Here is a 24,678-nt window from a genome sequence, read left to right as displayed (position 1 = left end):
CTTTTTCAGCTCTGTATTTTAAAAAGCCACGGATTATCTCCGTGGCTTTTTTATTAACCGCCAGCCAGTTTGACTTTCATGCCTTTGGCCTCCAGCAATGATTTTATCAGGTCACGTTTATCGCCCTGAATTTCAATCACGCCCTCTTTTACCGCCCCACCGCAACCACATTTTTTCTTCAGTTCCGCGGCTAATTTAGCCAGTTCCGCATCATCCTGATCAATACCGGTGATCAGGCACACGCCCTTGCCTTTACGACCGCTGGTCTGGCGTTGAATGCGGACAATACCATCACCCTTTGGGCGTTCAGGGGCGACCTTCGGTTCATCAATGCGTCCGGAGTCGGTTGAATAGACCAGGCGAGAGTTTGAATCGCTCATTTACACACCTCGTTTCAGAGAGGCATTGATCATCTTCAGCGTCTGCGCCGGGTCGGCAGACTGCGTGACCGGACGACCAATCACCATGTAATCCACACCGGCTAACTGCGCCTGCTCTGGCGTCATAATACGACGCTGATCGCCCGCCTCGCTGCCTTCAGGACGAATACCCGGGGTCACTAACTTAAATGCCTGTCCAAACGCCTGTTTGAAACGTACCGCTTCCTGGGCAGAGCATACGACTCCGTCCAGCCCGCAATGTTGGGTTAAACGCGCCAGTCTTTCAGCATGCTCCGCAGGTGACAACGTCACACCGAGATCGGCAAGATCGCTGGCTTCCATGCTGGTCAGCACCGTCACAGCAATCAGCAATGGCGCATCGTTACCAAAAGGCACCAGGGCCTCACGGGCTGCCGTCATCATGCGCGCCCCGCCAGAGGCGTGTACGTTAACCATCCACACGCCAAGGTCGGCAGCCGCAGCTACGGCATGTGCAGTTGTATTGGGAATATCATGAAATTTCAAATCCAGAAAGACGTCAAAACCGCGCTGTTGTAGTTCGCGAACCAACTGAGGTCCAAAAAGCGTGAACATCTCTTTGCCCACTTTCAAACGGCAATCACGAGGATCAATTCTGTCGACAAAAGCTAATGCTTTATCACGATTTGCGTAATCAAGAGCGACAACGACAGGAGAATCAGTAACAGCACGAGAAGAAGATGAAGCAGTAAACGTCATGACCAGACCTTCCTGAGGATGGGCGCCACCGGTGGCGCAAAATGGGTAAACGGCGTGCATTCTACCTGCGGCAATAGAAAATTAACAGGCGCGATTACATTTCTGCCAGGCGAATCGGCTGTGGAGGTTGATGATGGGACGATTACACCCTATAAGGATGTTGTAACTAAGTTGAAGTTTTTTTAAAAATTACAGCCCATCAAGCCCACGAATAGGTTTAATGGTTGACCATGAACGGCAGGATGGACAATGCCAGTACAGCGTATAAGCGGTAAACCCGCATTTTTGACAGCGATAGCGCGGCTTACTACGTACCTGCTCCCCGACCATATCGCGCAGCACCATCAGGCTCTCTTTGGCGCGCCCTTCTTCTGCTTCGTTAAGATGATAATCCATCAGCTTGTGGAATACACGCATCGTAGGATGGCGCTGCAGCTGACGAGTAATATAAACCTGAGCGGTATCAGTTCCCTCACGCGCCTCAAGGATATCTGCAAGCATCAGTTCAGCGGCGGCACCGGTATTTTCCTCAACCGCACGGCGTAAAAACTCTGCCCACTCATCGTTTTTGCCCAGATGCTGGTAGCAGCTTTGCAGCATTTCCAGCGTTTCACTGACCAGCTCTTTATCCTGAGAAATCACCCGTTGCAGACTTTCAACCGCCCTGGAGTAATCGCCGTTCAGCATATATACGCGCCCCATCATAATGGAAACGCGGGCGCTGTTTTTGTCTGCTGCCGCCCCTTTTTTCAACAGCGTCATGGCACGATCCATATCGTCGTTGCCCATTTGCTGTAACGCCAGTTCGCAATAGAAATGCGCTATCTCAATGCGTTGTTTGTCTTTGCCAAGCTTTACCAGACGCTCTGCAACGTCAATGGCTTTTTGCCATTCGCTGGTTGCCTGATAAATTTGCAGCAACTGTTGTAATGCCCCAACGCGAAAATCTGTTTCATCAGTAAGCTGATTGAACATGTCTTCCGCACGGTCATACAGGCCTGCGGCCATGTAGTCGCGGCCCAGTTGTTGCACTGCCAGCAAGCGCTGTTCGTATGTCAGCGAGGCACTTTCCATAAGCGTTTGGTGGATGCGGATTGCACGATCGACTTCACCACGCGAACGGAACAGGTTTCCGAGGGTGAGATGAGCCTCAACGGTGCCCGTGTCCTCTTTCAGCATATCGAGGAACAGATCCACCGCTTTATCTTGTTGGTTGCTCAGGAGGAAGTTAACCCCGGCGACATAGTCACGGGAAAGTCGGTTGGCTTCATCCTGCTTTGTTTGTTGCGCACTTCTGCGACCCATATACCACCCATAGGCAGCGGCTACAGGTAAAAGCAGAAACAACAACTCCAACATAAATAATTATTCCTTTACAACCGACGAATCGGCGGGTACCGCAACGTCGGTCGCAGGCGCAAGCTGGTTTTCCAGTCGTTTGATTTTACGTTCGGCGCGCGCAAGAGACACTCGAACCTTCAGCCAGAAAAGGCCGCAAATTAGCCAACCAATCGCAAAACCTGCGGCAAACAATACAGCAAGCAGCGTAGAGATACGATACTCACCCTGAGCCAGCAGGTAATTAAACGTAACCTGTTGATCGTTTTGCGCACCTAATGTCACCGAAATAACAAAAATCGCCAACACCAGTAAGAAAATGAGTAAATATTTCACATTACTTCCCGTTATGTGGTTTAAGCGAATAAATCGTGTCCAACTTACCGCGTTGAGCCCTTTAAATTACCATTTTCACACCGAGTGCGAAATGGAAAAGCGCTTTATGCCTTCTGATTTAAGGGCAAAATTCGAAAAATCAATCATAGCTAACTTTCTTGCTCACGCTGCGCGATTTCTTTTGTCTCCTGCACTGGCGGTGTTAAGGGCCCGCATATCCGCTGCGCAAGCCAGGTTGCCAGGGTCACCAACAGCCAGGAAATCAGCGTTGCGACCACCAAATCACGGGGCCAGTGCATTCCCAGCAGCAAGCGGCTCCCCATCACACCCGTCGCCCAGATGAGTAAGAATGCTATAGTCAGCGTACGTCTGCGCGGCCACAGCAATCCTACCGCCAGCAAAGCCCAACTGGCAGCAAACATTGTATGCCCGGAGGGAAAAGCAAATCCTGTTTCTTTTTGCCAGTGCTTACGTAGAAACGTTGGCACGTCCCGCTGTTCGGCTAATTGTTCTTTGACTAAGTTCCCGCGATCTTTACGTTTTAAAGTGTAGAACTCATCCACCGGAATATGGTGCGTTTTTTCCAGCCATACAACAAATGGCCGCGGTTCCTGCACCTTATCCTTAACCCATGACTTCACGCCCTGCCCAACTAAAATCGCCACCGCCAGGATCGCAAACAGCATTACCGCCGCTTTCAGACGAAAACGCAGACACCATAAAAACCATGCACAGAGCACTACGTGAGTGATAATCCCCCATGGCTGTGTCACCGTTTCCGTTACCCAGAACAGGGATTTTAACCACCAGACATTATGCCCAGGTTGCCAGTTCCAGCCTGATACCCATACAGCAACCGGCATGATAAGCAGCAGTCCGGCGCCGACTGCGGTGCGCTTTGCAATTGAAAGCATTGCCTCTCCTTTCGTTGATAAGTCTCACAATCATAACTGAAAAATGCGCACGCCGGGAAAATTGACAATTTTGTGCCATTCCAAAAGCGAATCCGTTGTCGCAATTAGGTGAACATCGCTGGCTTATGGCAAAATAGTGCAATACAGAACAGAAGCCAACAGGCGACGGCACGACAGTGCCAGCATAATCTGGAGAATTACATGCAGCTTAAACGTGTGGCAGAAGCCAAACTGCCAACCCCCTGGGGTGATTTCCTGATGGTGGGATTTGAAGAACTGGCAACCGGACACGATCATGTCGCACTGATTTTTGGCGATATTACAGGCCAAACGCCTGTCCTGGCACGTGTCCACTCTGAGTGTCTGACTGGCGATGCGCTGTTTAGCCTGCGTTGCGATTGTGGTTTCCAGCTCGAAGCAGCCCTGTCGCATATTGCCGAAGAAGGGCGTGGCATTCTGCTCTATCATCGTCAGGAAGGGCGCAACATTGGACTGTTAAATAAAATCCGCGCCTATGCGCTGCAGGACCAGGGTTATGATACCGTTGAAGCCAATCATCAGTTAGGCTTTGCAGCAGACGAGCGTGATTTCACACTGTGTGCGGACATGTTCAAACTGCTGGGCGTTGACGAGGTACGTTTGTTGACCAATAACCCGAAGAAAGTGGAAATTCTGACCGAGGCGGGTATCAATATCGTTGAACGCGTGCCGTTGATTGTGGGTCGTAACCCGAATAATGAACATTATCTGGATACCAAAGCCGCGAAAATGGGCCATTTGTTAAATAAATAATTTCCATTTACCCGGTACAGAAAAAAGCCTGCTCACGCAGGCTTTTTACATGTCAGTTCAACATATTACGAATGACGTAGTGCAGAATGCCATCGTTCTGGTAATACGTTAACTCCGTCGCGGTATCGATGCGACAACGGCATAAAATCACCTCTTTATGCCCATCCGCACGGGTCAAACTTACCGGAACTGTCGCCCCCGGTTTAATGTTTTGCAGATCCGTAATATCAATCGCTTCCTCACCGGTTAATCCCAGCGTTTTACGCGTAACCCCCTGTGGGAACTCAAGCGGTAAAATCCCCATGCCGATCAGGTTAGAACGGTGAATTCGCTCAAAGGACTCAGCAATCACCACGCGCACACCCAGCAAGCGTGGGCCTTTCGCAGCCCAGTCACGACTGGAGCCAGAACCATATTCCTTACCGGCAATGACCGCCAGCGGAACATTCTCCTGTTGGTATTGCATGGCCGCATCATAGATAGCTACCACTTCCGTCCCCGGTAAATGCCGCGTCATTCCGCCTTCCACGCCAGGCACCATCTCATTGCGGATACGTATATTGGCAAAAGTACCGCGCATCATCACTTCATGGTTTCCGCGGCGGGAACCGTAGGAGTTAAAGTCTTTGCGCTCAACGCCGTGGCTTTGTAGATACCGACCGGCCGGGCTATCCGCTTTAATGCTACCGGCAGGAGAAATGTGATCGGTGGTCACCGAGTCGCCTAACATCGCCAAAATGCGTGCGCCATGAATGTCCTGTACCGGATCCGGCGTAGCCTGCATACCATCAAAGAACGGCGACAAACGGATATAGGTCGAGTCAGACTGCCAGCCATAGGTATCAGCCCGATCAACTTGAATCGCTTTCCATTCCGGCGTGCCTTCAAATACTTCGGCATACTCTTTATGGAACATCGCGGTAGAGACCTGCTCAACGGCCCGGGCGATTTCCTGGGCAGTTGGCCAGATATCTTTCAGGTAAACGGGATCGCCTTTTCTGTCATGGCCTAACGGGTCTTTCGTCAGGTTAATATTCATATTCCCCGCCAGCGCGTAAGCGACTACCAGCGGCGGTGACGCCAACCAGTTCGTCTTGACGAGCGGATGGATGCGGCCTTCAAAATTACGGTTGCCGGAAAGCACTGCGCCGACCGTGAGGTCGCCTTTTTTGATAGCTGTCTCAATAGGATCGGGCAACGGTCCGGAATTACCTATACAGGTGGTACAGCCATAACCCACGAGGTTAAAGCCCAACTCGTCAAGATACGGTGTGAACCCGGCCTGCGCCAGATAGTCAGAAACGACTTTAGAGCCAGGCGCCAGCGAGGCTTTAACCCAGGGTTGACGTTTCAGACCGAGCGTAACCGCTTTCTTCGCCAGCAGCCCCGCCGCCATCAATACGCTTGGGTTAGAGGTGTTGGTACAGGAGGTGATCGCCGCAATCACCACCGCGCCATCCGGCAACAGGTATTGATGCCCGTTCATTGTATAATCCACTGGCTGACGATCTTTTAGCGAGCTATTCACCTCAAGCTCGTTACTCGCCGAGAACGCTTTCGGGACATCTGCAAGTGCCACTCGATCCTGTGGACGCTTCGGTCCGGCAAGGCTCGCTTCCACACTGCCCATATCCAGCTCCAGCGAACTGGTAAATACAGGTTCATCGCCTGGGTTACGCCACATCCCCTGCGCTTTAGCATAAGCGCCGACCAGGTCGACCTGCTCCTCACTGCGTCCGCTCAGGCGCATATATTCAAGCGTGATGTCATCAATCGGGAAGAAACCACAGGTTGCGCCATATTCCGGCGACATGTTCGCAATGGTTGCCCGATCGGCCAGCGGTAAGGTATCCAGGCCATCACCATAGAATTCAACAAATTTCCCAACCACACCATGCTTACGCAGCATTTGGGTGACGGTCAGCACCAGATCGGTCGCGGTGATACCTTCCCGCAGTTTACCTACCAGCTTGAAGCCCACCACGTCAGGGATAAGCATAGAGACCGGCTGGCCCAGCATCGCGGCTTCGGCTTCAATGCCGCCGACGCCCCAGCCCAGCACACCGAGACCATTTATCATCGTAGTATGGGAGTCGGTACCGACCAGCGTATCCGGATAAGCCACCCATTCACCGTTTTGTAATTCGCTCCAGACGGCTTTACCCAAATACTCAAGGTTAACCTGGTGGCAAATCCCCGTTCCCGGCGGCACAACGCTGAAGCGACTGAATGCTTGCTGTCCCCATTTCAGGAACACATAGCGCTCATGGTTACGTTCCATTTCCAGACGGACGTTCTCTTCGAAAGCGTCATCATCACCGAAACGATCCACCGTTACGGAGTGGTCAATGACAAGATCCACTGGCGAAAGCGGATTCACTTTTGCCGTATCCCCGCCCAAACGTTTCACCGCTTCGCGCATAGCGGCCAGATCGACCACTGCGGGTACGCCAGTAAAGTCCTGCATCAAAACGCGAGCGGGTCGATAGGCAATCTCACGGTCGGCATGCGCGGTTTTCAGCCAACGCGCCAGCGCATGAATATCGTCTTCGGTAACGGTATTTCCGTCCTGCCAGCGAAGCAGGTTCTCCAGCAAAACTTTTAGCGATTTGGGCAGGCGGGTGATATCACCCAGAGTTTGTGCGGCCAGAGGCAAGCTGTAGTAACGGTAGGTTTTATCATTAACCTGCAATGTGTCCATACTGGCTTCGCGTAGGGTCGACGACATAGCTCCTCCTTAAATGACAGGGTTAGATCCCCTGATTTTCTTCAGGGTTAGTATTAAAGATAACACAAACAAAATGTAACGCTTTGATAACAACTCAAATTGATAAAAGTGTAAACATCGGAAGAGCGGAGTGCGGTGTGAAATACGCGGGGAAGATTCGAGAGCGGAAGTTGATAGTGTTAATGTGTAGCAGGCATGTTGGTAGTCGATAATATGCTGATTAGAGTGGACATCGCGATTGTACGTAATAAGTCATACGAGATATCAGACAGAGGACGATTAATAATGACGATAAAATTCGTATTAATTACTGTTTCTGTTCATCATCAGTAAACAGATCAATAAACGCGCGTTGTTCAGGGGAAAGCGTCCAGGAGGTGGGGATTTCCGGCCCATTCTCTGCGCCGGTATTGCTATCTGGTTCATTTTCATGGGGAGCTGGCGTCACGGTGATATGTTGTTCCGGTGCGGACATGACCTACCCCCACACTTGCCAGGCCACGAGCGCGACGACAATCCAGAACACTGCGGAGCCGAGAAAAACAGCAAACCAGGCTTTACGTTTCATCACGGGATCCCTGCGTGCTGGCTGGTTTCCTGAAGGCATCGCTAACCTCATACTATCGAAATCACTTATCATTTAGGCACCAAACAATCGGTACAATTAATCATCAGATAGGAGGAATCCTAATAAAAAAGGCAAAAAAAAGCCAGTTAATTTTCGGACTCGTCCTGATAAATAAATCGATTGTTTGATCGGTTATCAATATTTGAAAGGAATTTTTGGCAAGCTGGCTAATTTGAAACTACTTTAGAGAACCTTTTCCATAAACTATATATGGTTAATTTATTCACTGTAAATTATCGATTAATTCAGCGTCTCCCGTCGGTATCGCTTTATGCAGAAGGATACCGACGAGGTAACAGCCGGTATTATTTCTCAGGCAATTTAATATCTTTAAACATGGCTTCTATATCATCGTTAGAACGCAGCGCTACCGCAGTATCCACCACATCTCGCGTCAGATGCGGCGCGAAACGTTGAATAAAATCATACATGTAACTGCGTAAAAACGTGCTGCGACGAAAACCAATTTTGGTGGTGCTATGACTGAAGATATCGTGCGCGTCAACACGTACAAGATCAGGGTCGGAGACGGGATCAACCGCCATGCTGGCAATCACCCCCACCCCAAGCCCCAGACGCACATAGGTTTTAATGACATCGGCGTCGGTCGCGGTAAATACTATACGCGGTTCCAGACCCGCACGGTTAAACGCGGTATCCAGTTCCGAACGCCCGGTAAAACCGAAGGTGTAGGTGACCAGCGGATACTGCGCTAACTCTTCAATAGAAACGGACGCTTTTCCCGCCAGCGGATGATCCGGCGTCACGACGATCGAGCGGTTCCAGTGATAGCAAGGCAGCATCACCAAATCGTCATACAGATGCAGGGCTTCTGTCGCAATGGCAAAGTCTGCATTCCCTTTCGATACCGCTTCGGCGATTTGCGTCGGCGATCCCTGGTGCATGTGCAAAGAGACGCGAGGGTAACGCTCAATAAAACCTTTAATCACGTTTGGCAGTGCGTAACGTGCTTGCGTGTGGGTCGTCGCGATGTATAACGAGCCTTTGTCCGGCCAGGTATGTTCGCCGGCCACCGACTTAATGGCATCCACCTTCGACAGAACCTCACGCGCAATACGGATGACTTCCTGCCCCGCTGGCGTAACCTGCGTCAGGTGCTTGCCGCTACGGGCAAAAATCTGGATGCCAAGTTCATCTTCAAGCATACGAACTTGCTTACTGATGCCTGGCTGGGAGGTATAAAGCCCTTCCGCCGTTGAGGAGACATTAAGGTTGTGGTTCACCACCTCAACAATGTAGCGAAGCTGCTGTAATTTCATGTCAAGCCATCCCGATTTATGCCATCAGATCATCGTTTCAGAGCAGGCTCGTTAGCGCTGCTAATACGATTTAATAATAAAAAACGTGTTAACTATAACCACTATATCATTTCTATGTAAGCTGTATAGGCATGACAAAAAATAATACGCCAGAAACGAAAAGGGCCGCTTACGCGACCCTTTAAGGAAGAATTCAGGCGGAATGCCGTTATTTCTTCCCTTCTACCCATTTACCGTCAACAAAGAACGCTGACCAACCGGTCGCCTTACCGTCTTTCTCAGCGGCAACGTATTGCTGCTTGGTTTTACGGCTGAAACGAACCATGGACTTGTTGCCATCCGGGTCAGTCTGCGGCGCGTCTGCCAGATAGCGCAGTTTTTCCGGCAGACGATCGCGGAAGCGGTACAGCTCTTCCACTAACGGCGCGCGGGTCTCACGTGATTTCGGGAACGTATTTGCCGCCAGGAAGATACCTGCCGCGCCATCACGTAACACAAAATACGCGTCAGATTTTTCACACGGCAGTTCCGGCAGCGGAACCGGATCTTCTTTCGGCGGAGCGACTTCACCGTTACGCAGGATCTTACGAGTGTTTTTGCACTCGTCGTTGGTACACGCCATGTACTTACCGAAACGCCCCATTTTCAGGTGCATTTCAGAACCACATTTTTCGCACTCAACGATAGGACCGTCATAACCCTTGATGCGGAATTCACCCTCTTCGATCTCGTAGCCGTCACAGGTCGGGTTATTACCACATACATGCAGCTTACGCTTAGGATCGATAAGGTAGCTGTCCATCGCCGTACCGCACTTCTTGCAGCGACGTTTGGCGCGCAGAGCGTTCGTTTCCGCGTCGTCGCCTTCCAGCACGTTCAGCACTTCGTTTTCCGGCACCAAGTTAATGGTGGTTTTGCAACGCTCTTTCGGCGACAGCGCATAGCCGGAACAGCCGAGGAAAACGCCGGTGCTGGCGGTACGAATACCCATCTTGCGTCCGCAGGTCGGGCAATCAATACTGGTCAGCACCATCTGGTTCGGACGCATACCGCCCTCTTCAGGATCTTTTTCGGCTTTATCCAGTTGCTGAGTAAAATCGGTGAAGAAGTTGTCGAGTACGCCTTTCCATTCGGCTTCGTGATTCGCCACCTGGTCGAGGCTGTCTTCCATCTGCGCGGTAAAATCGTAGTTCATCAATTCGCGGAAGTTTTCTTCCAGACGATCGGTGACGATTTCACCCATTTTTTCTGCATAGAAGCGACGGTTCTCAACACGAACATAGCCGCGATCCTGAATCGTGGAAATAATCGACGCATACGTTGATGGACGACCAATACCCCGCTTTTCAAGCTCTTTAACCAGCGAGGCTTCACTGAAACGTGCAGGCGGTTTGGTAAAGTGTTGCGCTGGCGTCAGTTCGACAAGCGTCAACGTATCGCCTTTATCCACGGCCGGTAAGATGCGATCTTCATCGCCCTTACGCAATGCAGGCATCACTTTGGTCCAGCCATCGAAACGCAGAATACGACCACGCGCTTTCAGGCGGAAATCACCCGCGCCCACGGTTAAGGTGGTGGAGTCGTATTTCGCCGGCGTCATCTGACAGGCAACAAACTGACGCCAGATCAGCTGGTACAGTTTTTGCGCATCAGCTTCCATGTCTTTCAGCGATTCCGCCTGTACGGCGACATCGGAAGGACGGATAGCTTCGTGCGCTTCCTGAGAGTTCTCTTTGCTGGCGTACTGGTTCGCGCTCTCCGGCAGATATTTTTTGCCAAAATTATCGCTGATGTACTCGCGAACCATGTTCACCGCATCCTGGCTCAGGTTGGTTGAGTCAGTACGCATATAGGTGATGTAGCCCGCTTCATACAAGCGCTGCGCCATCATCATGGTTTTCTTCACGCCAAAGCCCAGTCGCGTACTCGCAGCCTGCTGTAGCGTGGAGGTAATAAACGGCGCGCCTGGCTTGCTGCTGGTCGGTTTATCTTCACGTTCCAGGACGCTATAGCGCGCTTTTTCCAACAGGCTGACAGCGGCAAGCGTTTGTTCCCGATTGACCGGGCGGAACGGTTTATCATTCTGGTGCGTCACCTCAAGCGGCAACGCATCGCCTCCAGGCGTGGTCGTGTCAGCACCAATTTCCCAGAACTCTTCTGGAACAAATGCTTTGATTTCGCGTTCACGCTCAACCACCAGACGCACGGCAACCGACTGTACGCGGCCTGCTGACAGACCACGCGCAATTTTTTTCCACAGCAGCGGCGACACCATATAGCCCACCACGCGGTCCATAAAGCGGCGCGCCTGTTGCGCGTTAACCCGGTCGATGTTCAGTTCGCCCGGTTTTTCAAACGCCTGACGAATAGCGTTTTTAGTAATTTCGTTAAACACTACACGGCTGTAGCGTGCGTCATCGCCGCCGATCACTTCCCGCAGGTGCCATGCAATGGCTTCCCCTTCGCGGTCAAGGTCGGTTGCGAGATAGATGTGGTCGGCTTTTTCAGCCAGTTGCTTCAGTTCAGAAACAACTTTCTCTTTACCAGGCAGCACTTCATAGCGCGCATCCCAGTTGTGCCACGGGTCAACACCCATGCGGTTGACGAGAGCGCCACGTTCATCCTTTTTGGGCTTTTTAGCCGTTTTGGTGGAGGTTGAGTCGGCGCTCTTTTTAGTTGCTGAGCCACTGGTCGGCAAATCACGGATATGACCAACGCTGGATTTCACCACGTAGTCATTACCCAGATACTTGTTGATCGTTTTGGCTTTTGCCGGGGACTCAACGATGACAAGAGCTTTACCCATATTCACCTTTACCTAATTTGATTCTTCCAGAATGCGTCGCACGTTGATTCACCTTCCACTGGCGACGAGACATTGATATGGTCTCTGCGTCGGCGGATATCAACCCCTTAAACTTTTTCGCGCTTGTAATGTAACTCTCATGTAACTGAGTTAACAGGCTTTTTTGCTCACAAACGCTATAGCACGACGAAGTATTGGTCGAATGTCAAGCAAATCTGTTGCCAGATTGACGAAAGCGTCACACTGTACCTGATAAAATGCGTTACGCAACTTTATTAGCATGCAAAAACAAATCCCGCCAGTTGCAACCCCGACGTAAGACCTTCATTTATGTCAGGGAATATTTGCCCATAAGCCGGGCTCGGCGTAGACTAATGTCCTTGTTTAAGGAGTAAATAATGCATAAAGACACGCAACCTATCGATCGCGAAACGCTGCTGATTGAAGCCAACAAAATCATTCGTGAGCATGAGGACACGCTGGCGGGAATTGTCGCCACCGGCGTTACGCAGCGAAATGGCGTGCTGGTTTTCAGCGGAGATTACTTTTTAGACGAACAAGGGCTTCCGACGCCCAAGAGTACGGCGGTGTTTAATATGTTTAAGCACCTGGCGCACGTACTTTCTGAAAAGTATCACTTGACCGATTAATACAAGAAATGATTTGCCGGATGGCGGCTCCGCCTTATCCGGCCCGGGATGTTACGATCCTCAAGGCCGGATAAGATGCTTTAGCATCACCATCCGGCAATGACAATTTTACATCAGCGGTTTCTGTCCTCGCTGCCACCAGCGCAGTAGCAAACGATCGGCGCTCTCGGCCGCACTCCCGGTAAAGCGATCCATCAGTTTTTTGCGCTGCATATAGCGAACGCTTAACACTTCGCGACCTTCCATTAGCCCGAGAATCACTTCGTCGCTGGTATTGATTTCATCCACCAGCCCGTTTGCCAGCGCCTGTTGCCCAAACCAGTGTTCGCCGGTGGCCACCTGTTCAATGTCCAGAGTCGGACGCATGCGCTGCACAAAATCTTTAAACAGGTGATGGGTTTCATTCAGATCTTCGCGGAATTTTTGCCGCCCTTCTTCCGTGTTTTCACCCAGCAGCGTCAGCGTACGCTTATACTGCCCGGCGGTGTGCAGTTCGATATCAATATCCTTCCCCTTCAGAAAGCGGTTAAAGTTCGGGATCTGCGCCACGACGCCAATAGAGCCGACAATAGCAAACGGCGCTGAGACAATTTTATCGGCTACGCAGGCCATCATATATCCACCGCTCGCGGCGACTTTATCCACCGTTACGGTCAACGGAATCTGCTTATCGCGCAAACGCTGTAACTGCGACGCAGCCAGACCATAACCATGGACCACACCGCCCGGGCTTTCCAGGCGAACCACCACTTGATCCTGCGGTTTAACAACCGCCAACACCGCCGTCACTTCCTCACGTAACGCGCTGACCTCATGGGCGTCCATGCTGCCTTTAAAATCCAGCACCCATACACGTGGTTTATCAGATGATGTACTGTCTCCCAGCTTCGCTTTTGCCTTGGCTGCCTTTGCTTCCAGTTTCTGTTTCTTTTTCTGCGCCTTATGCCAGAATTTTTGCTGATGCCCGTCCAGTAGCGCCAGCGACAGATCATCCTTCATCTCTTTATATTGCTCGCTGAGGTTAATAACCCGCAGCTCCCCGCGCTGACGCTTGCGTTGTGTCGCGTTCACAATCAGCATCACAACTACCGCAATAGCCACCACGACAGTGACAATTTTTGCCAAAAACAGCCCATATTCAGACAACAATTCCACGAGACCCACCTTGGTTAAACAACGCTATTTCCGCTCAGTGTACAACAGGCTGCTTAACCCGTCTTGCTTCATCCATCCTGGCGCAGAATCAGCAAAAAGCATGACAAAGCGTTCATTTTGCGGTGTTATTGCCTTTGGCTGATTGAAAAAGAACAGGGTTTAAGGCATAAAGCCGAAACGTTATCGCGAACGAGAAGGCCAGAGCGTTGCCGAGGAGTAGCCGTGCATTACCAACCTAAACAAGACCTTTTACAGGACCGCATTATTCTGATTACCGGTGCCAGTGATGGTATCGGACGTGAAGCCGCACAGACCTATGCGCGATACGGCGCGACCGTGATTCTGCTCGGGCGTAACGAAGAAAAACTGCGCCAGGTTGCCCGCACTATTGCCGATGAAAACGGTACGCAGCCACACTGGTTCACGTTGGATCTGCTCACTTGTACGTCTGAAGAATGCCACCAGCTTGCACAGCGCATTGCCGCACATTTTCCACGTCTGGATGGTGTTCTCCATAATGCCGGATTACTGGGTGATATTTGTCCGATGAGCGAACAAAATCCGCAGGTCTGGCAAGATGTCATGCAGGTAAATGTGAATGCCACCTTTATGCTGACCCAGGCATTGCTGCCGCTATTGCTGAAATCCGATGCCGGATCGCTGGTCTTTACCTCTTCCAGCGTCGGTCGCCAGGGACGCGCCAATTGGGGAGCGTATGCCACTTCCAAATTCGCTACCGAAGGCATGATGCAGGTTCTGGCAGATGAATATCAGAACCGTCACCTGCGCGTAAACTGTATCAATCCAGGCGGTACGCGTACCGGCATGCGAGCCAGCGCATTTCCAACTGAAGATCCGCAAAAATTGAAAACTCCCGCCGATATTATGCCGCTCTATCTGTGGCTGATGGGCGATGACAGCCGCCGTAAAACCGGTATGACTTTCGATGCCCAACCGGGCCGTAAACCAGGAATAGCTCAATGAGTGAAGAACGCTACCAGCAACGCCAGCAGCGCGTTAAAGAGCGGGTTGATGCCCGCGTTGCCGCTGCAAAGGATGAGCGCGGGATCATTATCGTGTTCACCGGAAACGGTAAGGGTAAAACCACCGCAGCGTTCGGGACCGCCACGCGCGCGGTGGGCCATGGTAAAAAAGTCGGCGTGGTGCAATTTATTAAAGGTACCTGGCCAAACGGTGAACGAAACTTACTCGAACCCCATGGCGTAGAGTTTCAGGTTATGGCGACAGGATTTACCTGGGACACGCAAAACCGCGAGTCGGATACCGCAGCCTGTATGGCCGTATGGGAACATGGAAAGCGAATGCTGGCTGACGCTCAACTGGATATGGTTATCCTGGACGAACTGACCTATATGGTGGCGTACGACTATCTGCCGCTTGAAGAGGTTATCAATGCCTTAAATGCGCGCCCAGCCCATCAAACGGTGATTATCACCGGTCGGGGATGTCATCGCGATATTCTTGAGTTAGCAGATACGGTCAGCGAGCTGCGCCCGGTTAAGCACGCGTTTGAAGCGGGCGTGAAAGCTCAGATGGGAATTGATTACTGACAGCAGGCCGGATAAGGCGCTTGCGCCGCATCCGGCTCCACGCTAACGCCTGATGGCGCTTTGCTTATCAGGCCTGGTCATGATTAACCGTTGTTGCTGCGACCGCCCGGACGACGGCTGCTGCCGACCTGTGAGTGGCGCTTCACCGCACGACGGATCTGATTTGCTTTCATCCGACGACGATCTTTCTCGACGGCAACTTTAGAGGTCGTTTCCGGCTTCAGCTCCACCAGTTCACGTAAATAGTTGGTCTGCGCAAGATCAAGCTCCGTCCAGCCGCCACGCGGCAGCCCTTTCGGCAGCGGGATATCGCCGTAACGGACACGGATAAGACGGCTTACCTGCACGCCTACAGCTTCCCACAGGCGACGTACTTCACGGTTACGTCCTTCGGTCAGCGTGACGTTGTACCACTGGTTGATCCCTTCACCACCGCTGAACTTGATTGTTTTAAACGCCGCCGGACCATCTTCCAGCTGTACGCCACGACTCAGATCGCGCAGTTTCGCGTCATCAACCTGACCAAACACACGCACCGCATATTCACGCTCAACTTCACGGCTTGGATGCATCAGACGGTTTGCCAGTTCACCGTCGGTAGTGAACAACAGTAAACCGCAGGTATTCACATCCAGACGCCCAACGGCAATCCAGCGCGCATCGCGCAGTTTTGGCAGACGATCAAACACGGTCGGACGACCTTCCGGATCGTTACGGGTACACAGTTCACCTTCTGGTTTGTAATAGGCCAGAACGCGACAGATTTGTTCCGCAGACTCTTTAACCGAAATCAGATGACCGTCGATACGGATTTTCAGACCCGGCGTCACTTCAACGCGATCGCCGAGCGTGGCAATTTTACCATCAACGCTCACACGGCCCGCGGCAATAATGGTTTCAATTTCACGGCGAGAACCGTGGCCGGCGCGCGCCAGCACTTTTTGTAACTTTTCGCTCATAGAGCTTCCTTTAGATGTCGCCTTCACAGGCGTCGAACAGGAGAATCAACGGCGCCAGTCAGCGCCATTTTAAGGCCGCGTAGTATAGCGGTTCACGCCCTTATAAGAAAGGTTTAACGTCGCCGACGCCTTCACGCAAGACCACCGGAGAATCGTCAGTTAAATCGATGACCGTGGTCGGCTGCTGGCCGAGATAGCCGCCGTGGATAATCAACTCCACCTGCTTCTCCAGACGATCCTTAATCTCTTCCGGGTCAGATTCGGTAAATTCACTGCCCGGCAGCATCAGTGACGTGGAAAGCATCGGTTCGCCCAGCGCTTCCAGCAGCGCCAGCGCAATCGGATTCGACGGCACACGCAGGCCGATGGTCTTACGTTTTTCCTGCAACAATCGGCGTGGCACTTCTTTCGTCCCTTTCAGGATAAAGGTGTAGTTGCCCGGCGTGTTATTTTTAATCAAACGAAAAGCCACGTTATCGACAAACGAATAGGTCGACAGTTCGGACAGGTCACGGCACATCAGCGTAAAGTTGTGTCCGTCCGGCAGGTGGCGAATGCGACAAATGCGCTCCATTGCGCCTTTATCTTCAATTTTGCAGCCCAACGCATAGCCGGAATCGGTTGGATAGACAATCACCCCGCCCTTACGCACGATTTCAACGGCCTGATTGATCAGCCGCTGCTGCGGGTTTTCGGGATGAATATAAAAAAACTGGCTCATACTTTCCTCTCTGGAATCTCAGGCTGTTCCCAAAGTTGCCAGACGCCTTCTACGCCTGCGGGCAACCAGAGTTTACGACCCAGTTCAATCCACGGGCAGGGCTGATGAAAATCAGATCCTTGCGATGCCCACAATTGATGCTGGCGCGCAAGCGTCGCCAGATGGGTGCGTTCATTGGGAGACTGTTGGCACTGCGCCACTTCCATCGCGTCACCGCGGTGTTCAGCGAAGTATGCAACCAGTCTTTTCAGCCACTTAGCGCTAAGATCGTACCGCCCCGGATGAGCCAGAACTGCCTTACCGCCAGAATGATGAATGACATCAATAGCTTGTTCTATTGTACACCACTGCGGCGGAACGTAACCGGTTTTCCCACGGGCAAGGTATTTTTTAAAAACATCTGCAATAGTCGTGGCTTTTCCGCATTCCACCAGAAAACGCGCAAAATGTCCCCGCGTGACCGCCCCGCCATCTGCCAGACGCAACGCGCCTTCCCATGCGCCGGGAATATGCGCTTTGTCGAGTCGTTCAGCAATCAGGCGCGCGCGCTGCTGACGGCGCTCCGTTTGTTGCGCCAAAAACTCGCACATCAATGGATGAGAAATATCTATATTCAGACCTACAATATGGATCTCATGATTTTCCCACACCGTTGAAATCTCGACGCCCGAGATCAGATTTAACGCTAAACCCGAACGTGAAATTTCTTCTCTTGCCGCCGCAATACCGCCCGTGGTGTCATGATCGGTGATCGCCAGTGTGCCGACTCGCATCTCTACCGCACGGTGTACTAAGGCTTCAGGGGTTAATCGCCCATCGGAGGCTGTAGTATGACTGTGCAGGTCATAAATCACTGCGTAATTCGTGTCGCTCAAGGCGGCTCCCATTTCAATAAATGTCGTAACACGCCCATCATAGCGGTTTCGACAAATTTACTGAAATCAGGTGTTGACTTTACTCCATCGAACTAGTTAACTAGTACGCAAGTTCACATGAAGAAGGTATCTGAGATGAAAGCAACATTTGTTCTGCACGGTTGGTGGCGCACTTCCTGATTTCGGGCAGTGTCTTACGTCTGCAATATGCAACCAGATACCCGGCCCGCCAACTGAGCGGGCTTTTTTTTGAACAAAATTAATGAGAACAACGATGCAAACACCAAAACCGACACTCGAACTGCTTACCTGCGATGCCGCCTACCGTGAGAATCCGACGGCGCTGTTTCATCAGGTATGTGGCGCTCGTCCAGCGACACTGCTGCTTGAATCTGCAGATATCAACAGCAAAGATGATCTGAAGAGCCTGTTGCTGGTCGACAGCGCGTTACGCATCACCGCCCTGGGTGACACTGTCACTATTAAGGCGCTCTCCGCGAACGGCGCATCGCTGCTGCCCCTGCTGGATGCAGCGCTGCCTGCTGGCGTTGAAAACGAACAACAGCCGAACATACGCCATTTGAAATTTCCCAATGTAAGCCCGTTGCTGGATGAAGACGCCCGCTTATGTTCCCTTTCCGTATTTGATGCTTTCCGTTTATTGCAGGAACTGGTCAACGTCCCTGCGCAAGAACGTGAAGCGATGTTCTTCGGCGGTCTGTTTTCCTATGACCTGGTCGCCGGTTTTGAAGATTTACCTCAGCTTGAAGCAGGTAACCGTTGCCCGGACTACTGCTTCTATCTGGCTGAAACGCTGATGGTCATCGATCACCAAAAGAAAAGTACCCGCATTCAGGCCAGCGTATTTACCCCCAGAGATGGCGAAAAACAGCGTCTGAACGCTCGTCTGGCGCAACTGAGCCAGCAGCTTACCGAGCCAGCTCCGCCACTGCCCGTGACAGAAATTCCGCAGATGCGCTGCGAATGTAACCAGAGCGATGAAGAATTTGGCGCTGTGGTGCGCGGGATGCAAAAAGCCATTCGCGCAGGCGAGATTTTCCAGGTGGTTCCGTCCCGCCGATTCTCATTGCCCTGCCCGTCACCGCTGGCGGCCTACTATGTGCTGAAGAAAAGTAATCCCAGCCCGTATATGTTTTTCATGCAGGACAACGATTTCACGCTGTTCGGCGCCTCCCCGGAAAGCTCGCTGAAATATGATGCCACCAGCCGGCAGATTGAGATCTACCCGATTGCCGGGACGCGTCCGCGCGGTCGCCGTGCGGATGGCTCGCTGGACCGCGATCTCGACAGCCGTATCGAGCTGGAGATGCGTACCGATCATAAAGAGCTTTCCGAGCACCTGATGCTGGTTGACCTTGCGCGTAACGACCTGGCGCGCATCTGCACGCCGGGCAGCCGCTACGTTGCTGACCTGACCAAAGTGGATCGCTACTCCTTCGTGATGCACCTGGTTTCCCGCGTGGTCGGCGAACTGCGTAGCGATCTGGATGTGCTGCATGCGTACCGCGCCTGTATGAATATGGGCACGCTAAGCGGCGCGCCGAAAGTTCGCGCCATGCAGCTTATCGCCGAGGCAGAAGGTCGTCGCCGTGGCAGCTATGGCGGCGCGGTAGGCTACTTTACCGCCCATGGCGATCTGGATACCTGTATTGTGATTCGTTCCGCACTCGTGGAAGACGGTATTGCCACCGTACAAGCCGGTGCCGGGATTGTTCTGGATTCTGTACCGCAGTCTGAAGCCGATGAAACCCGTAATAAAGCGCGTGCGGTTTTACGTGCTATCGCCACCGCGCACCACGCACAGGAGACCTTCTAATGGCTGACATTCTGCTGCTCGATAACATCGACTCATTTACCTATAACCTGGCGGATCAGCTGCGTACTAATGGTCACAACGTGGTGATTTACCGCAACCATATTCCGGCCCAGACGTTAATTGACCGCTTAGCAACCATGAAAAACCCGGTGCTGATGCTCTCTCCGGGACCCGGTGCCCCAAGCGAAGCGGGCTGCATGCCGGAGCTGTTAACCCGCCTGCGCGGTAAGCTGCCGATTATCGGTATTTGTCTGGGGCATCAGGCGATTGTTGAAGCCTACGGCGGCTACGTCGGTCAGGCCGGAGAGATCCTGCACGGTAAAGCATCCAGTATTGAACATGACGGTCAGGCAATGTTCAGCGGTCTGGCAAATCCATTGCCGGTAGCGCGTTACCACTCGCTTGTTGGCAGCAACGTTCCAGCCGGTTTGACCATCAACGCCCACTTTAACGGCATGGTGATGGCGGTCCGTCACGATACCGACCGCGTGTGTGGCTTCCAGTTCCATCCGGAATCGATCCTCACCACCCAGGGCGCGCTTCTGCTGGAGCAAACGCTGGCATGGGCGCAACAGAAACTCGAACAGACCAATACGCTGCAACCTATTCTGGAGAAACTGTATCAGGCTCAGACGCTGTCCCAACAGGAAAGCCACCAACTGTTCTCGGCCGTAGTACGCGGTGAACTGAAGCCGGAACAACTCGCTGCGGCCCTGGTGAGCATGAAAATTCGTGGCGAACACCCGCATGAAATTGCCGGCGCGGCAACCGCACTGCTGGAAAACGCCGCCCCGTTCCCGCGTCCTGATTATCTGTTTGCCGATATTGTCGGTACCGGCGGCGACGGCAGCAACAGTATCAATATCTCCACGGCCAGCGCCTTTGTTGCGGCGGCCTGTGGACTAAAAGTGGCCAAACACGGCAACCGCAGCGTCTCCAGTAAATCGGGTTCTTCGGATCTGTTGGCGGCATTTGGCATTAATCTGGACATGAACGCCGATAAATCCCGTCAGGCGCTTGACGATCTCGGCGTGTGCTTCCTGTTTGCACCGAAATACCACACCGGTTTTCGCCACGCCATGCCGGTACGCCAACAGTTAAAAACCCGCACGCTGTTTAATGTGCTCGGTCCGTTGATTAACCCGGCGCATCCGCCGCTGGCGCTGATCGGCGTTTACAGCCCGGAACTGGTGCTGCCGATTGCCGAAACGCTGCGCGTATTGGGGTATCAACGTGCCGCGGTCGTACACAGCGGCGGCATGGATGAAGTTTCGCTGCATGCGCCGACTATTGTGGCAGAGCTGCATGATGGCGAAATCAAGAGTTATCAACTGACGGCGGAAGACTTTGGCCTGACGCCGTACCATCAGGAACAGCTGGCGGGCGGTACGCCGGAAGAAAACCGTGACATTCTTAGTCGCTTGTTACAAGGTAAAGGTGAAGCCGCTCACGAAGCAGCCGTTGCCGCGAATGTCGCCATGTTAATGCGCCTGCACGGTGAAGAAGATTTAAAAACTAATGCGCAAACCGTGATTAATGTGCTGCGTAGCGGCGCGGCCTACGACCGTGTTACTGCGCTGGCAGCAAGAGGGTAAATGATGCAAACCGTTTTAGCGAAAATTGTCGCTGACAAGGCGATTTGGGTAGAAGCCCGTAAACAGCAACAACCGCTGGCCAGTTTTCAGAATGACGTACAACCCAGCGCTCGTGATTTCTACGATGCGCTGCAAGGCGCACGTACCGCCTTTATTCTGGAGTGCAAAAAAGCCTCGCCATCGAAAGGTGTGATCCGTGATGACTTCGACCCGGCACAGATTGCGGACGTGTATAAACATTATGCATCAGCGATTTCCGTACTGACCGATGAAAAATATTTCCAGGGCAGCTTTGATTTCCTGCCCATCGTCAGCCGTATCGCGTCGCAACCCATCCTGTGTAAGGACTTTATTATCGATCCTTACCAGATATACCTGGCGCGTTTCTACCAGGCGGACGCCTGCCTGCTGATGCTGTCAGTACTGGATGATGAGCAATATCGTCAACTCGCCGCCGTGGCCCATAGCCTGAAAATGGGTGTTCTGACCGAGGTCAGCAACGAAGAAGAACTGGAACGCGCGATTGCGCTTGGCGCGAAAGTCGTCGGTATTAACAACCGCGATTTACGTGACCTGTCGATTGATCTGAATCGCACCCGCCAACTGGCGCCACGTCTGGGCCATGGCGTAACCGTCATCAGCGAGTCCGGTATTAATACCTACGGCCAGGTACGCGAACTCAGCCACTTCGCCAACGGTTTTCTGATTGGCTCTGCGCTGATGTCGCATGATGACCTGCACGCCGCTGTGCGTCGGGTTCTGCTTGGCGAGAACAAAGTCTGCGGTTTAACCCGGGCTCAGGATGCAAACGCGGCATATGAAGCGGGCGCCATATATGGCGGGTTGATTTTCGTGCCCTCATCTCCGCGCGCGATTAGCGTTGAGCAGGCGCGGGAAGTCATGAGCGGCGCGCCATTACAGTATGTCGGCGTGTTCCGCAACACCGAGATTACCGAGGTGCGCGATAAAGCGTTGGCCCTGGGACTGACTGCGGTGCAACTGCATGGGAGCGAAGATCAGACCTATGTTGACGCGCTGCGCGATGCGCTGCCCAAACAGGTGCAAATCTGGAAAGCGCTGAGTGTTGGCGAAACGTTGCCAGACCGGAATTATCAGCATGTCGATAAATACGTGTTCGACAACGGCCAGGGTGGTAGCGGTCAACGCTTCGACTGGTCGCTTTTAGGCGGGCAATCGCTGGAAAACGTTTTACTGGCTGGCGGACTTGGCGCTGATAACTGTGTCAATGCGGCAAAAACCGGCTGTGCCGGGCTCGATTTTAATTCTGGCGTAGAGTCACAGCCGGGCATCAAAGATGCACGACTTCTGGCTTCGGTCTTTCAGACGCTGCGCGCATATTAAGGAAAAGGACATGACAACATTACTCAATCCGTACTTTGGTGAATTTGGCGGTATGTATGTGCCACAAATTCTGATGCCTGCTCTGCGTCAACTGGAAGAAGCTTTCGTCAGCGCGCAAAAAGATCCTGAGTTTCAGGCGCAGTTTACCGATCTGCTGAAAAACTATGCTGGTCGTCCAACCGCGCTGACCAAATGCCAGAACATTACTCACGGGACCAACACCACGCTGTATCTTAAGCGTGAAGATTTACTGCACGGCGGCGCGCACAAAACTAACCAGGTGTTGGGTCAGGCGTTACTGGCGAAGCGTATGGGGAAAACGGAAATCATCGCCGAAACCGGCGCAGGTCAGCACGGCGTCGCATCGGCGCTAGCCAGTGCGCTGCTGGGTCTGAAGTGCCGTATTTATATGGGTGCGAAAGACGTTGAGCGTCAGTCGCCTAACGTTTTCCGTATGCGTCTGATGGGGGCAGAAGTCATTCCTGTTCATAGCGGTTCTGCAACGCTGAAGGATGCCTGTAACGAAGCCCTGCGCGACTGGTCTGGCAGCTACGATACCGCGCACTATATGCTCGGGACGGCGGCAGGACCGCATCCCTTCCCGACCATTGTACGTGAATTCCAGCGCATGATCGGCGAAGAAACAAAAGCGCAGATCCTGGAAAAAGAAGGTCGTTTGCCGGACGCTGTTATCGCCTGCGTGGGCGGTGGTTCTAACGCCATTGGTATGTTTGCCGATTTTATTAATGAAACCAGCGTCGGTCTGATTGGCGTAGAGCCAGGCGGTCACGGGATCGAATCCGGTGAACACGGCGCACCGTTAAAACACGGTCGTGTCGGAATTTACTTTGGCATGAAATCCCCGATGATGCAGACCGAAGAAGGACAGATTGAAGAGTCTTACTCTATTTCCGCAGGTCTGGATTTCCCGTCTGTCGGGCCGCAGCATGCATACCTGAACAGCATCGGTCGCGCCGATTATGTCTCAATCACCGACGATGAAGCGCTGGAAGCCTTCAAAACGCTGTGTTTACATGAGGGGATTATCCCGGCGCTGGAGTCCTCCCATGCCCTGGCACACGCCCTGAAAATGATGCGTGAAAATCCGGAAAAAGAGCAGTTACTGGTGGTAAATCTCTCCGGTCGCGGCGACAAAGACATTTTCACCGTACACGATATTCTGAAAGCGCGAGGGGAAATCTGATGGAACGTTACGAAAATCTTTTTGCACAGTTGAAGGACCGCAAAGAAGGTGCTTTTGTCCCCTTCGTAACCCTGGGCGATCCGTCGGTTGAGCAGTCACTGAAAATCATTGATACGCTGATTGAAGCCGGTGCTGATGCGCTTGAGCTAGGCATTCCATTCTCCGATCCGCTGGCGGACGGTCCGACCATACAGGAAGCCACACTGCGGGCATTCGCCGCGGGCGTGACACCGTCACAATGCTTTGAGATGCTGGCATTGATTCGTCAGAAACACCCTACCATTCCAATTGGTCTGCTGATGTATGCCAACCTGGTGTTCAGCAAGGGTATTGACGAATTCTACGCTCAGTGCGAGAAAGTCGGTGTGGATTCTGTTTTGGTGGCAGATGTGCCTGTTGAGGAGTCTGGACCATTCAGAACTGCGGCACTCCGCCACAACATTGCACCTATTTTCATCTGCCCCCCTAACGCTGATGAAGAACTGCTCCGCCAGATTGCCTCTTACGGTCGCGGCTATACCTATCTGCTTTCACGTGCTGGCGTGACCGGTGCTGAAAATCGTGCGGCGTTACCGCTCCATCATCTGGTGGAAAAACTGAAAGAATACGGTGCTCCTCCGTCATTACAGGGATTTGGTATCTCAGCGCCTGACCAGGTCACCGGCGCGATTGAAGCCGGTGCTGCCGGGGCAATTTCCGGCTCAGCGATTGTGAAAATCATTGAGAAGAATGTTGCCGCACCTGAGCAGATGCTGGCTGAGCTGAAAGCCTTTGTCAGCGCAATGAAAGCGGCCACGCCTTACTAAGCT

At 52.6% G+C, this 24,678-nt stretch carries 24 protein-coding genes and 1 other annotated feature; of the genes, 10 read left to right on the top strand and 14 right to left on the bottom strand.

Translation table 11 applies throughout. The annotated features are described in order from the left end of the window. Positions 1 to 53: 53 nt before the first annotated feature. From yciH to pgpB, 5 genes are all read right to left on the bottom strand, one after another. Positions 54 to 380: a stress response translation initiation inhibitor YciH gene (gene yciH / locus FDX09_RS21830; protein WP_038640947.1), complete on the bottom strand. Its 327-nt coding sequence runs from the start codon at positions 378 to 380 to the stop codon at positions 54 to 56. After that, positions 381 to 1,118: an orotidine-5'-phosphate decarboxylase gene (gene pyrF, locus FDX09_RS21825; RefSeq protein ID WP_110497944.1), complete on the bottom strand. Its 738-nt coding sequence runs from the start codon at positions 1,116 to 1,118 to the stop codon at positions 381 to 383. 189 nt (positions 1,119 to 1,307) lie between these two features. Beyond that, entirely contained in the window at positions 1,308 to 2,477 is a 1,170-nt protein-coding gene (gene lapB / locus FDX09_RS21820) for a lipopolysaccharide assembly protein LapB (RefSeq protein ID WP_038640951.1), read from the bottom strand. A 6-nt stretch (positions 2,478 to 2,483) separates the two neighbouring features. Beyond that, entirely contained in the window at positions 2,484 to 2,792 is a 309-nt protein-coding gene (locus FDX09_RS21815) for a LapA family protein (RefSeq protein ID WP_038640953.1), read from the bottom strand. A gap of 149 nt (positions 2,793 to 2,941) precedes the next feature. Next, the gene (pgpB, locus tag FDX09_RS21810; protein ID WP_085048101.1) at positions 2,942 to 3,706 is read right to left on the bottom strand and encodes a phosphatidylglycerophosphatase B; all 765 of its coding nucleotides are present in this window, start codon (positions 3,704 to 3,706) and stop codon (positions 2,942 to 2,944) included. A 201-nt stretch (positions 3,707 to 3,907) separates the two neighbouring features. On the opposite strand from pgpB, the gene ribA reads away from it, so the two are divergent. Further along, positions 3,908 to 4,498 (top strand): GTP cyclohydrolase II, encoded by a 591-nt coding sequence (gene ribA, locus FDX09_RS21805; RefSeq protein WP_038640958.1) that lies wholly within the window; start codon positions 3,908 to 3,910, stop codon positions 4,496 to 4,498. A 52-nt stretch (positions 4,499 to 4,550) separates the two neighbouring features. On the opposite strand, the gene acnA is transcribed toward ribA, so the two are convergent. The 5 genes from acnA to topA all read right to left on the bottom strand — a co-directional run bounded on the left by acnA (position 4,551) and on the right by topA (position 11,940). Continuing rightward, complete coding sequence (gene acnA / locus FDX09_RS21800) at positions 4,551 to 7,226, bottom strand: aconitate hydratase AcnA (RefSeq protein WP_038640960.1); 2,676 nt, start codon at positions 7,224 to 7,226, stop codon at positions 4,551 to 4,553. A 307-nt stretch (positions 7,227 to 7,533) separates the two neighbouring features. Next, positions 7,534 to 7,701: a hypothetical protein gene (locus FDX09_RS23740; protein ID WP_170973263.1), complete on the bottom strand. Its 168-nt coding sequence runs from the start codon at positions 7,699 to 7,701 to the stop codon at positions 7,534 to 7,536. A 3-nt stretch (positions 7,702 to 7,704) separates the two neighbouring features. After that, on the bottom strand, positions 7,705 to 7,845 hold the full coding sequence (locus FDX09_RS21795) for a YmiA family putative membrane protein (RefSeq protein WP_216422382.1): 141 nt from the start codon (positions 7,843 to 7,845) through the stop codon (positions 7,705 to 7,707). Between the two features lie 314 nt (positions 7,846 to 8,159). Next, positions 8,160 to 9,134 carry an HTH-type transcriptional regulator CysB gene (cysB, locus tag FDX09_RS21790; protein ID WP_042308079.1) on the bottom strand — a complete coding sequence of 325 codons (975 nt, stop codon included), beginning with the start codon at positions 9,132 to 9,134 and terminating at the stop codon, positions 8,160 to 8,162. Between the two features lie 208 nt (positions 9,135 to 9,342). Then, positions 9,343 to 11,940 (bottom strand): type I DNA topoisomerase, encoded by a 2,598-nt coding sequence (topA, locus tag FDX09_RS21785; protein ID WP_137347850.1) that lies wholly within the window; start codon positions 11,938 to 11,940, stop codon positions 9,343 to 9,345. A gap of 398 nt (positions 11,941 to 12,338) precedes the next feature. Here topA and FDX09_RS21780 point away from each other — a divergent pair, with 398 nt between their 5' ends. Next, positions 12,339 to 12,590, top strand: coding sequence for a YciN family protein (locus FDX09_RS21780; protein ID WP_137347849.1), 252 nt, complete (start codon positions 12,339 to 12,341; stop codon positions 12,588 to 12,590). A 108-nt stretch (positions 12,591 to 12,698) separates the two neighbouring features. Here FDX09_RS21780 and sohB read toward each other — a convergent pair whose 3' ends face one another. Further along, positions 12,699 to 13,745: a protease SohB gene (gene sohB / locus FDX09_RS21775; RefSeq protein WP_069324978.1), complete on the bottom strand. Its 1,047-nt coding sequence runs from the start codon at positions 13,743 to 13,745 to the stop codon at positions 12,699 to 12,701. 222 nt (positions 13,746 to 13,967) lie between these two features. Between sohB and FDX09_RS21770 the strand changes: the two genes are divergently transcribed. Then, complete coding sequence (locus FDX09_RS21770; protein ID WP_038640968.1) at positions 13,968 to 14,729, top strand: YciK family oxidoreductase; 762 nt, start codon at positions 13,968 to 13,970, stop codon at positions 14,727 to 14,729. Then, positions 14,726 to 15,316, top strand: coding sequence for a cob(I)yrinic acid a,c-diamide adenosyltransferase (gene cobO, locus FDX09_RS21765; RefSeq protein ID WP_069324977.1), 591 nt, complete (start codon positions 14,726 to 14,728; stop codon positions 15,314 to 15,316). Before FDX09_RS21770 ends, cobO begins: the two co-directional genes overlap by 4 nt. Positions 15,317 to 15,399: 83 nt before the next feature. On the opposite strand, the gene rluB is transcribed toward cobO, so the two are convergent. From rluB to rnm, 3 genes are all read right to left on the bottom strand, one after another. Next, positions 15,400 to 16,275, bottom strand: a complete 876-nt coding sequence (rluB, locus tag FDX09_RS21760; RefSeq protein WP_038640972.1) for a 23S rRNA pseudouridine(2605) synthase RluB — start codon at positions 16,273 to 16,275, stop codon at positions 15,400 to 15,402. A gap of 100 nt (positions 16,276 to 16,375) precedes the next feature. After that, positions 16,376 to 16,996: an L-threonylcarbamoyladenylate synthase gene (locus FDX09_RS21755; RefSeq protein WP_042308069.1), complete on the bottom strand. Its 621-nt coding sequence runs from the start codon at positions 16,994 to 16,996 to the stop codon at positions 16,376 to 16,378. After that, positions 16,993 to 17,883, bottom strand: a complete 891-nt coding sequence (gene rnm / locus FDX09_RS21750) for an RNase AM (RefSeq protein ID WP_137347848.1) — start codon at positions 17,881 to 17,883, stop codon at positions 16,993 to 16,995. The genes FDX09_RS21755 and rnm overlap by 4 nt, the downstream gene beginning before the upstream one ends. Positions 17,884 to 18,006: 123 nt before the next feature. Here rnm and trpL point away from each other — a divergent pair, with 123 nt between their 5' ends. The 6 genes from trpL (at position 18,007) to trpA (ending at position 24,675) form a co-directional block, all read left to right on the top strand. Beyond that, positions 18,007 to 18,051, top strand: a complete 45-nt coding sequence (gene trpL / locus FDX09_RS21745) for a trp operon leader peptide (protein ID WP_012905981.1) — start codon at positions 18,007 to 18,009, stop codon at positions 18,049 to 18,051. Continuing rightward, positions 18,028 to 18,122 (top strand) — a sequence feature (Trp leader region). Its footprint overlaps the gene before it by 24 nt. Before the next feature lie 23 nt (positions 18,123 to 18,145). After that, positions 18,146 to 19,708: an anthranilate synthase component I gene (gene trpE / locus FDX09_RS21740; protein WP_137347847.1), complete on the top strand. Its 1,563-nt coding sequence runs from the start codon at positions 18,146 to 18,148 to the stop codon at positions 19,706 to 19,708. Beyond that, positions 19,708 to 21,303, top strand: coding sequence for a bifunctional anthranilate synthase glutamate amidotransferase component TrpG/anthranilate phosphoribosyltransferase TrpD (gene trpD / locus FDX09_RS21735; RefSeq protein WP_038640980.1), 1,596 nt, complete (start codon positions 19,708 to 19,710; stop codon positions 21,301 to 21,303). Before trpE ends, trpD begins: the two co-directional genes overlap by 1 nt. A gap of 3 nt (positions 21,304 to 21,306) precedes the next feature. Further along, positions 21,307 to 22,665: a bifunctional indole-3-glycerol-phosphate synthase TrpC/phosphoribosylanthranilate isomerase TrpF gene (trpCF, locus tag FDX09_RS21730; protein WP_137347888.1), complete on the top strand. Its 1,359-nt coding sequence runs from the start codon at positions 21,307 to 21,309 to the stop codon at positions 22,663 to 22,665. A gap of 10 nt (positions 22,666 to 22,675) precedes the next feature. After that, the gene (gene trpB / locus FDX09_RS21725; protein ID WP_038640982.1) at positions 22,676 to 23,869 is read left to right on the top strand and encodes a tryptophan synthase subunit beta; all 1,194 of its coding nucleotides are present in this window, start codon (positions 22,676 to 22,678) and stop codon (positions 23,867 to 23,869) included. After that, the gene (gene trpA / locus FDX09_RS21720) at positions 23,869 to 24,675 is read left to right on the top strand and encodes a tryptophan synthase subunit alpha (RefSeq protein WP_085048095.1); all 807 of its coding nucleotides are present in this window, start codon (positions 23,869 to 23,871) and stop codon (positions 24,673 to 24,675) included. Before trpB ends, trpA begins: the two co-directional genes overlap by 1 nt. Positions 24,676 to 24,678: the final 3 nt, after the last annotated feature.

Source organism: Citrobacter sp. wls717, from assembly GCF_005280955.1.
Taxonomy (GTDB): domain Bacteria; phylum Pseudomonadota; class Gammaproteobacteria; order Enterobacterales; family Enterobacteriaceae; genus Citrobacter; species Citrobacter werkmanii.
This window is presented reverse-complemented; position numbering and strand designations above follow the sequence as displayed.

Excerpts from the sequence above, each read along its gene's own strand:
- rluB (WP_038640972.1), bottom strand. The coding sequence starts at position 16,275 with ATGAGCGAAAAGTTACAAAAAGTGCTGGCGCGCGCCGGCCACGGTTCT.
- FDX09_RS21755 (WP_042308069.1), bottom strand. The coding sequence starts at position 16,996 with ATGAGCCAGTTTTTTTATATTCATCCCGAAAACCCGCAGCAGCGGCTG.
- FDX09_RS21780 (WP_137347849.1), top strand. The coding sequence starts at position 12,339 with ATGCATAAAGACACGCAACCTATCGATCGCGAAACGCTGCTGATTGAA.
- ribA (WP_038640958.1), top strand. The coding sequence starts at position 3,908 with ATGCAGCTTAAACGTGTGGCAGAAGCCAAACTGCCAACCCCCTGGGGT.
- cobO (WP_069324977.1), top strand. The coding sequence starts at position 14,726 with ATGAGTGAAGAACGCTACCAGCAACGCCAGCAGCGCGTTAAAGAGCGG.
- FDX09_RS21795 (WP_216422382.1), bottom strand. The coding sequence starts at position 7,845 with ATGAGGTTAGCGATGCCTTCAGGAAACCAGCCAGCACGCAGGGATCCC.
- pgpB (WP_085048101.1), bottom strand. The coding sequence starts at position 3,706 with ATGCTTTCAATTGCAAAGCGCACCGCAGTCGGCGCCGGACTGCTGCTT.
- cysB (WP_042308079.1), bottom strand. The coding sequence starts at position 9,134 with ATGAAATTACAGCAGCTTCGCTACATTGTTGAGGTGGTGAACCACAAC.
- trpD (WP_038640980.1), top strand. The coding sequence starts at position 19,708 with ATGGCTGACATTCTGCTGCTCGATAACATCGACTCATTTACCTATAAC.
- trpB (WP_038640982.1), top strand. The coding sequence starts at position 22,676 with ATGACAACATTACTCAATCCGTACTTTGGTGAATTTGGCGGTATGTAT.
- pyrF (WP_110497944.1), bottom strand. The coding sequence starts at position 1,118 with ATGACGTTTACTGCTTCATCTTCTTCTCGTGCTGTTACTGATTCTCCT.
- FDX09_RS23740 (WP_170973263.1), bottom strand. The coding sequence starts at position 7,701 with ATGTCCGCACCGGAACAACATATCACCGTGACGCCAGCTCCCCATGAA.
- lapB (WP_038640951.1), bottom strand. The coding sequence starts at position 2,477 with ATGTTGGAGTTGTTGTTTCTGCTTTTACCTGTAGCCGCTGCCTATGGG.
- acnA (WP_038640960.1), bottom strand. The coding sequence starts at position 7,226 with ATGTCGTCGACCCTACGCGAAGCCAGTATGGACACATTGCAGGTTAAT.
- topA (WP_137347850.1), bottom strand. The coding sequence starts at position 11,940 with ATGGGTAAAGCTCTTGTCATCGTTGAGTCCCCGGCAAAAGCCAAAACG.
- trpE (WP_137347847.1), top strand. The coding sequence starts at position 18,146 with ATGCAAACACCAAAACCGACACTCGAACTGCTTACCTGCGATGCCGCC.
- trpCF (WP_137347888.1), top strand. The coding sequence starts at position 21,307 with ATGCAAACCGTTTTAGCGAAAATTGTCGCTGACAAGGCGATTTGGGTA.
- yciH (WP_038640947.1), bottom strand. The coding sequence starts at position 380 with ATGAGCGATTCAAACTCTCGCCTGGTCTATTCAACCGACTCCGGACGC.
- rnm (WP_137347848.1), bottom strand. The coding sequence starts at position 17,883 with ATGGGAGCCGCCTTGAGCGACACGAATTACGCAGTGATTTATGACCTG.
- trpA (WP_085048095.1), top strand. The coding sequence starts at position 23,869 with ATGGAACGTTACGAAAATCTTTTTGCACAGTTGAAGGACCGCAAAGAA.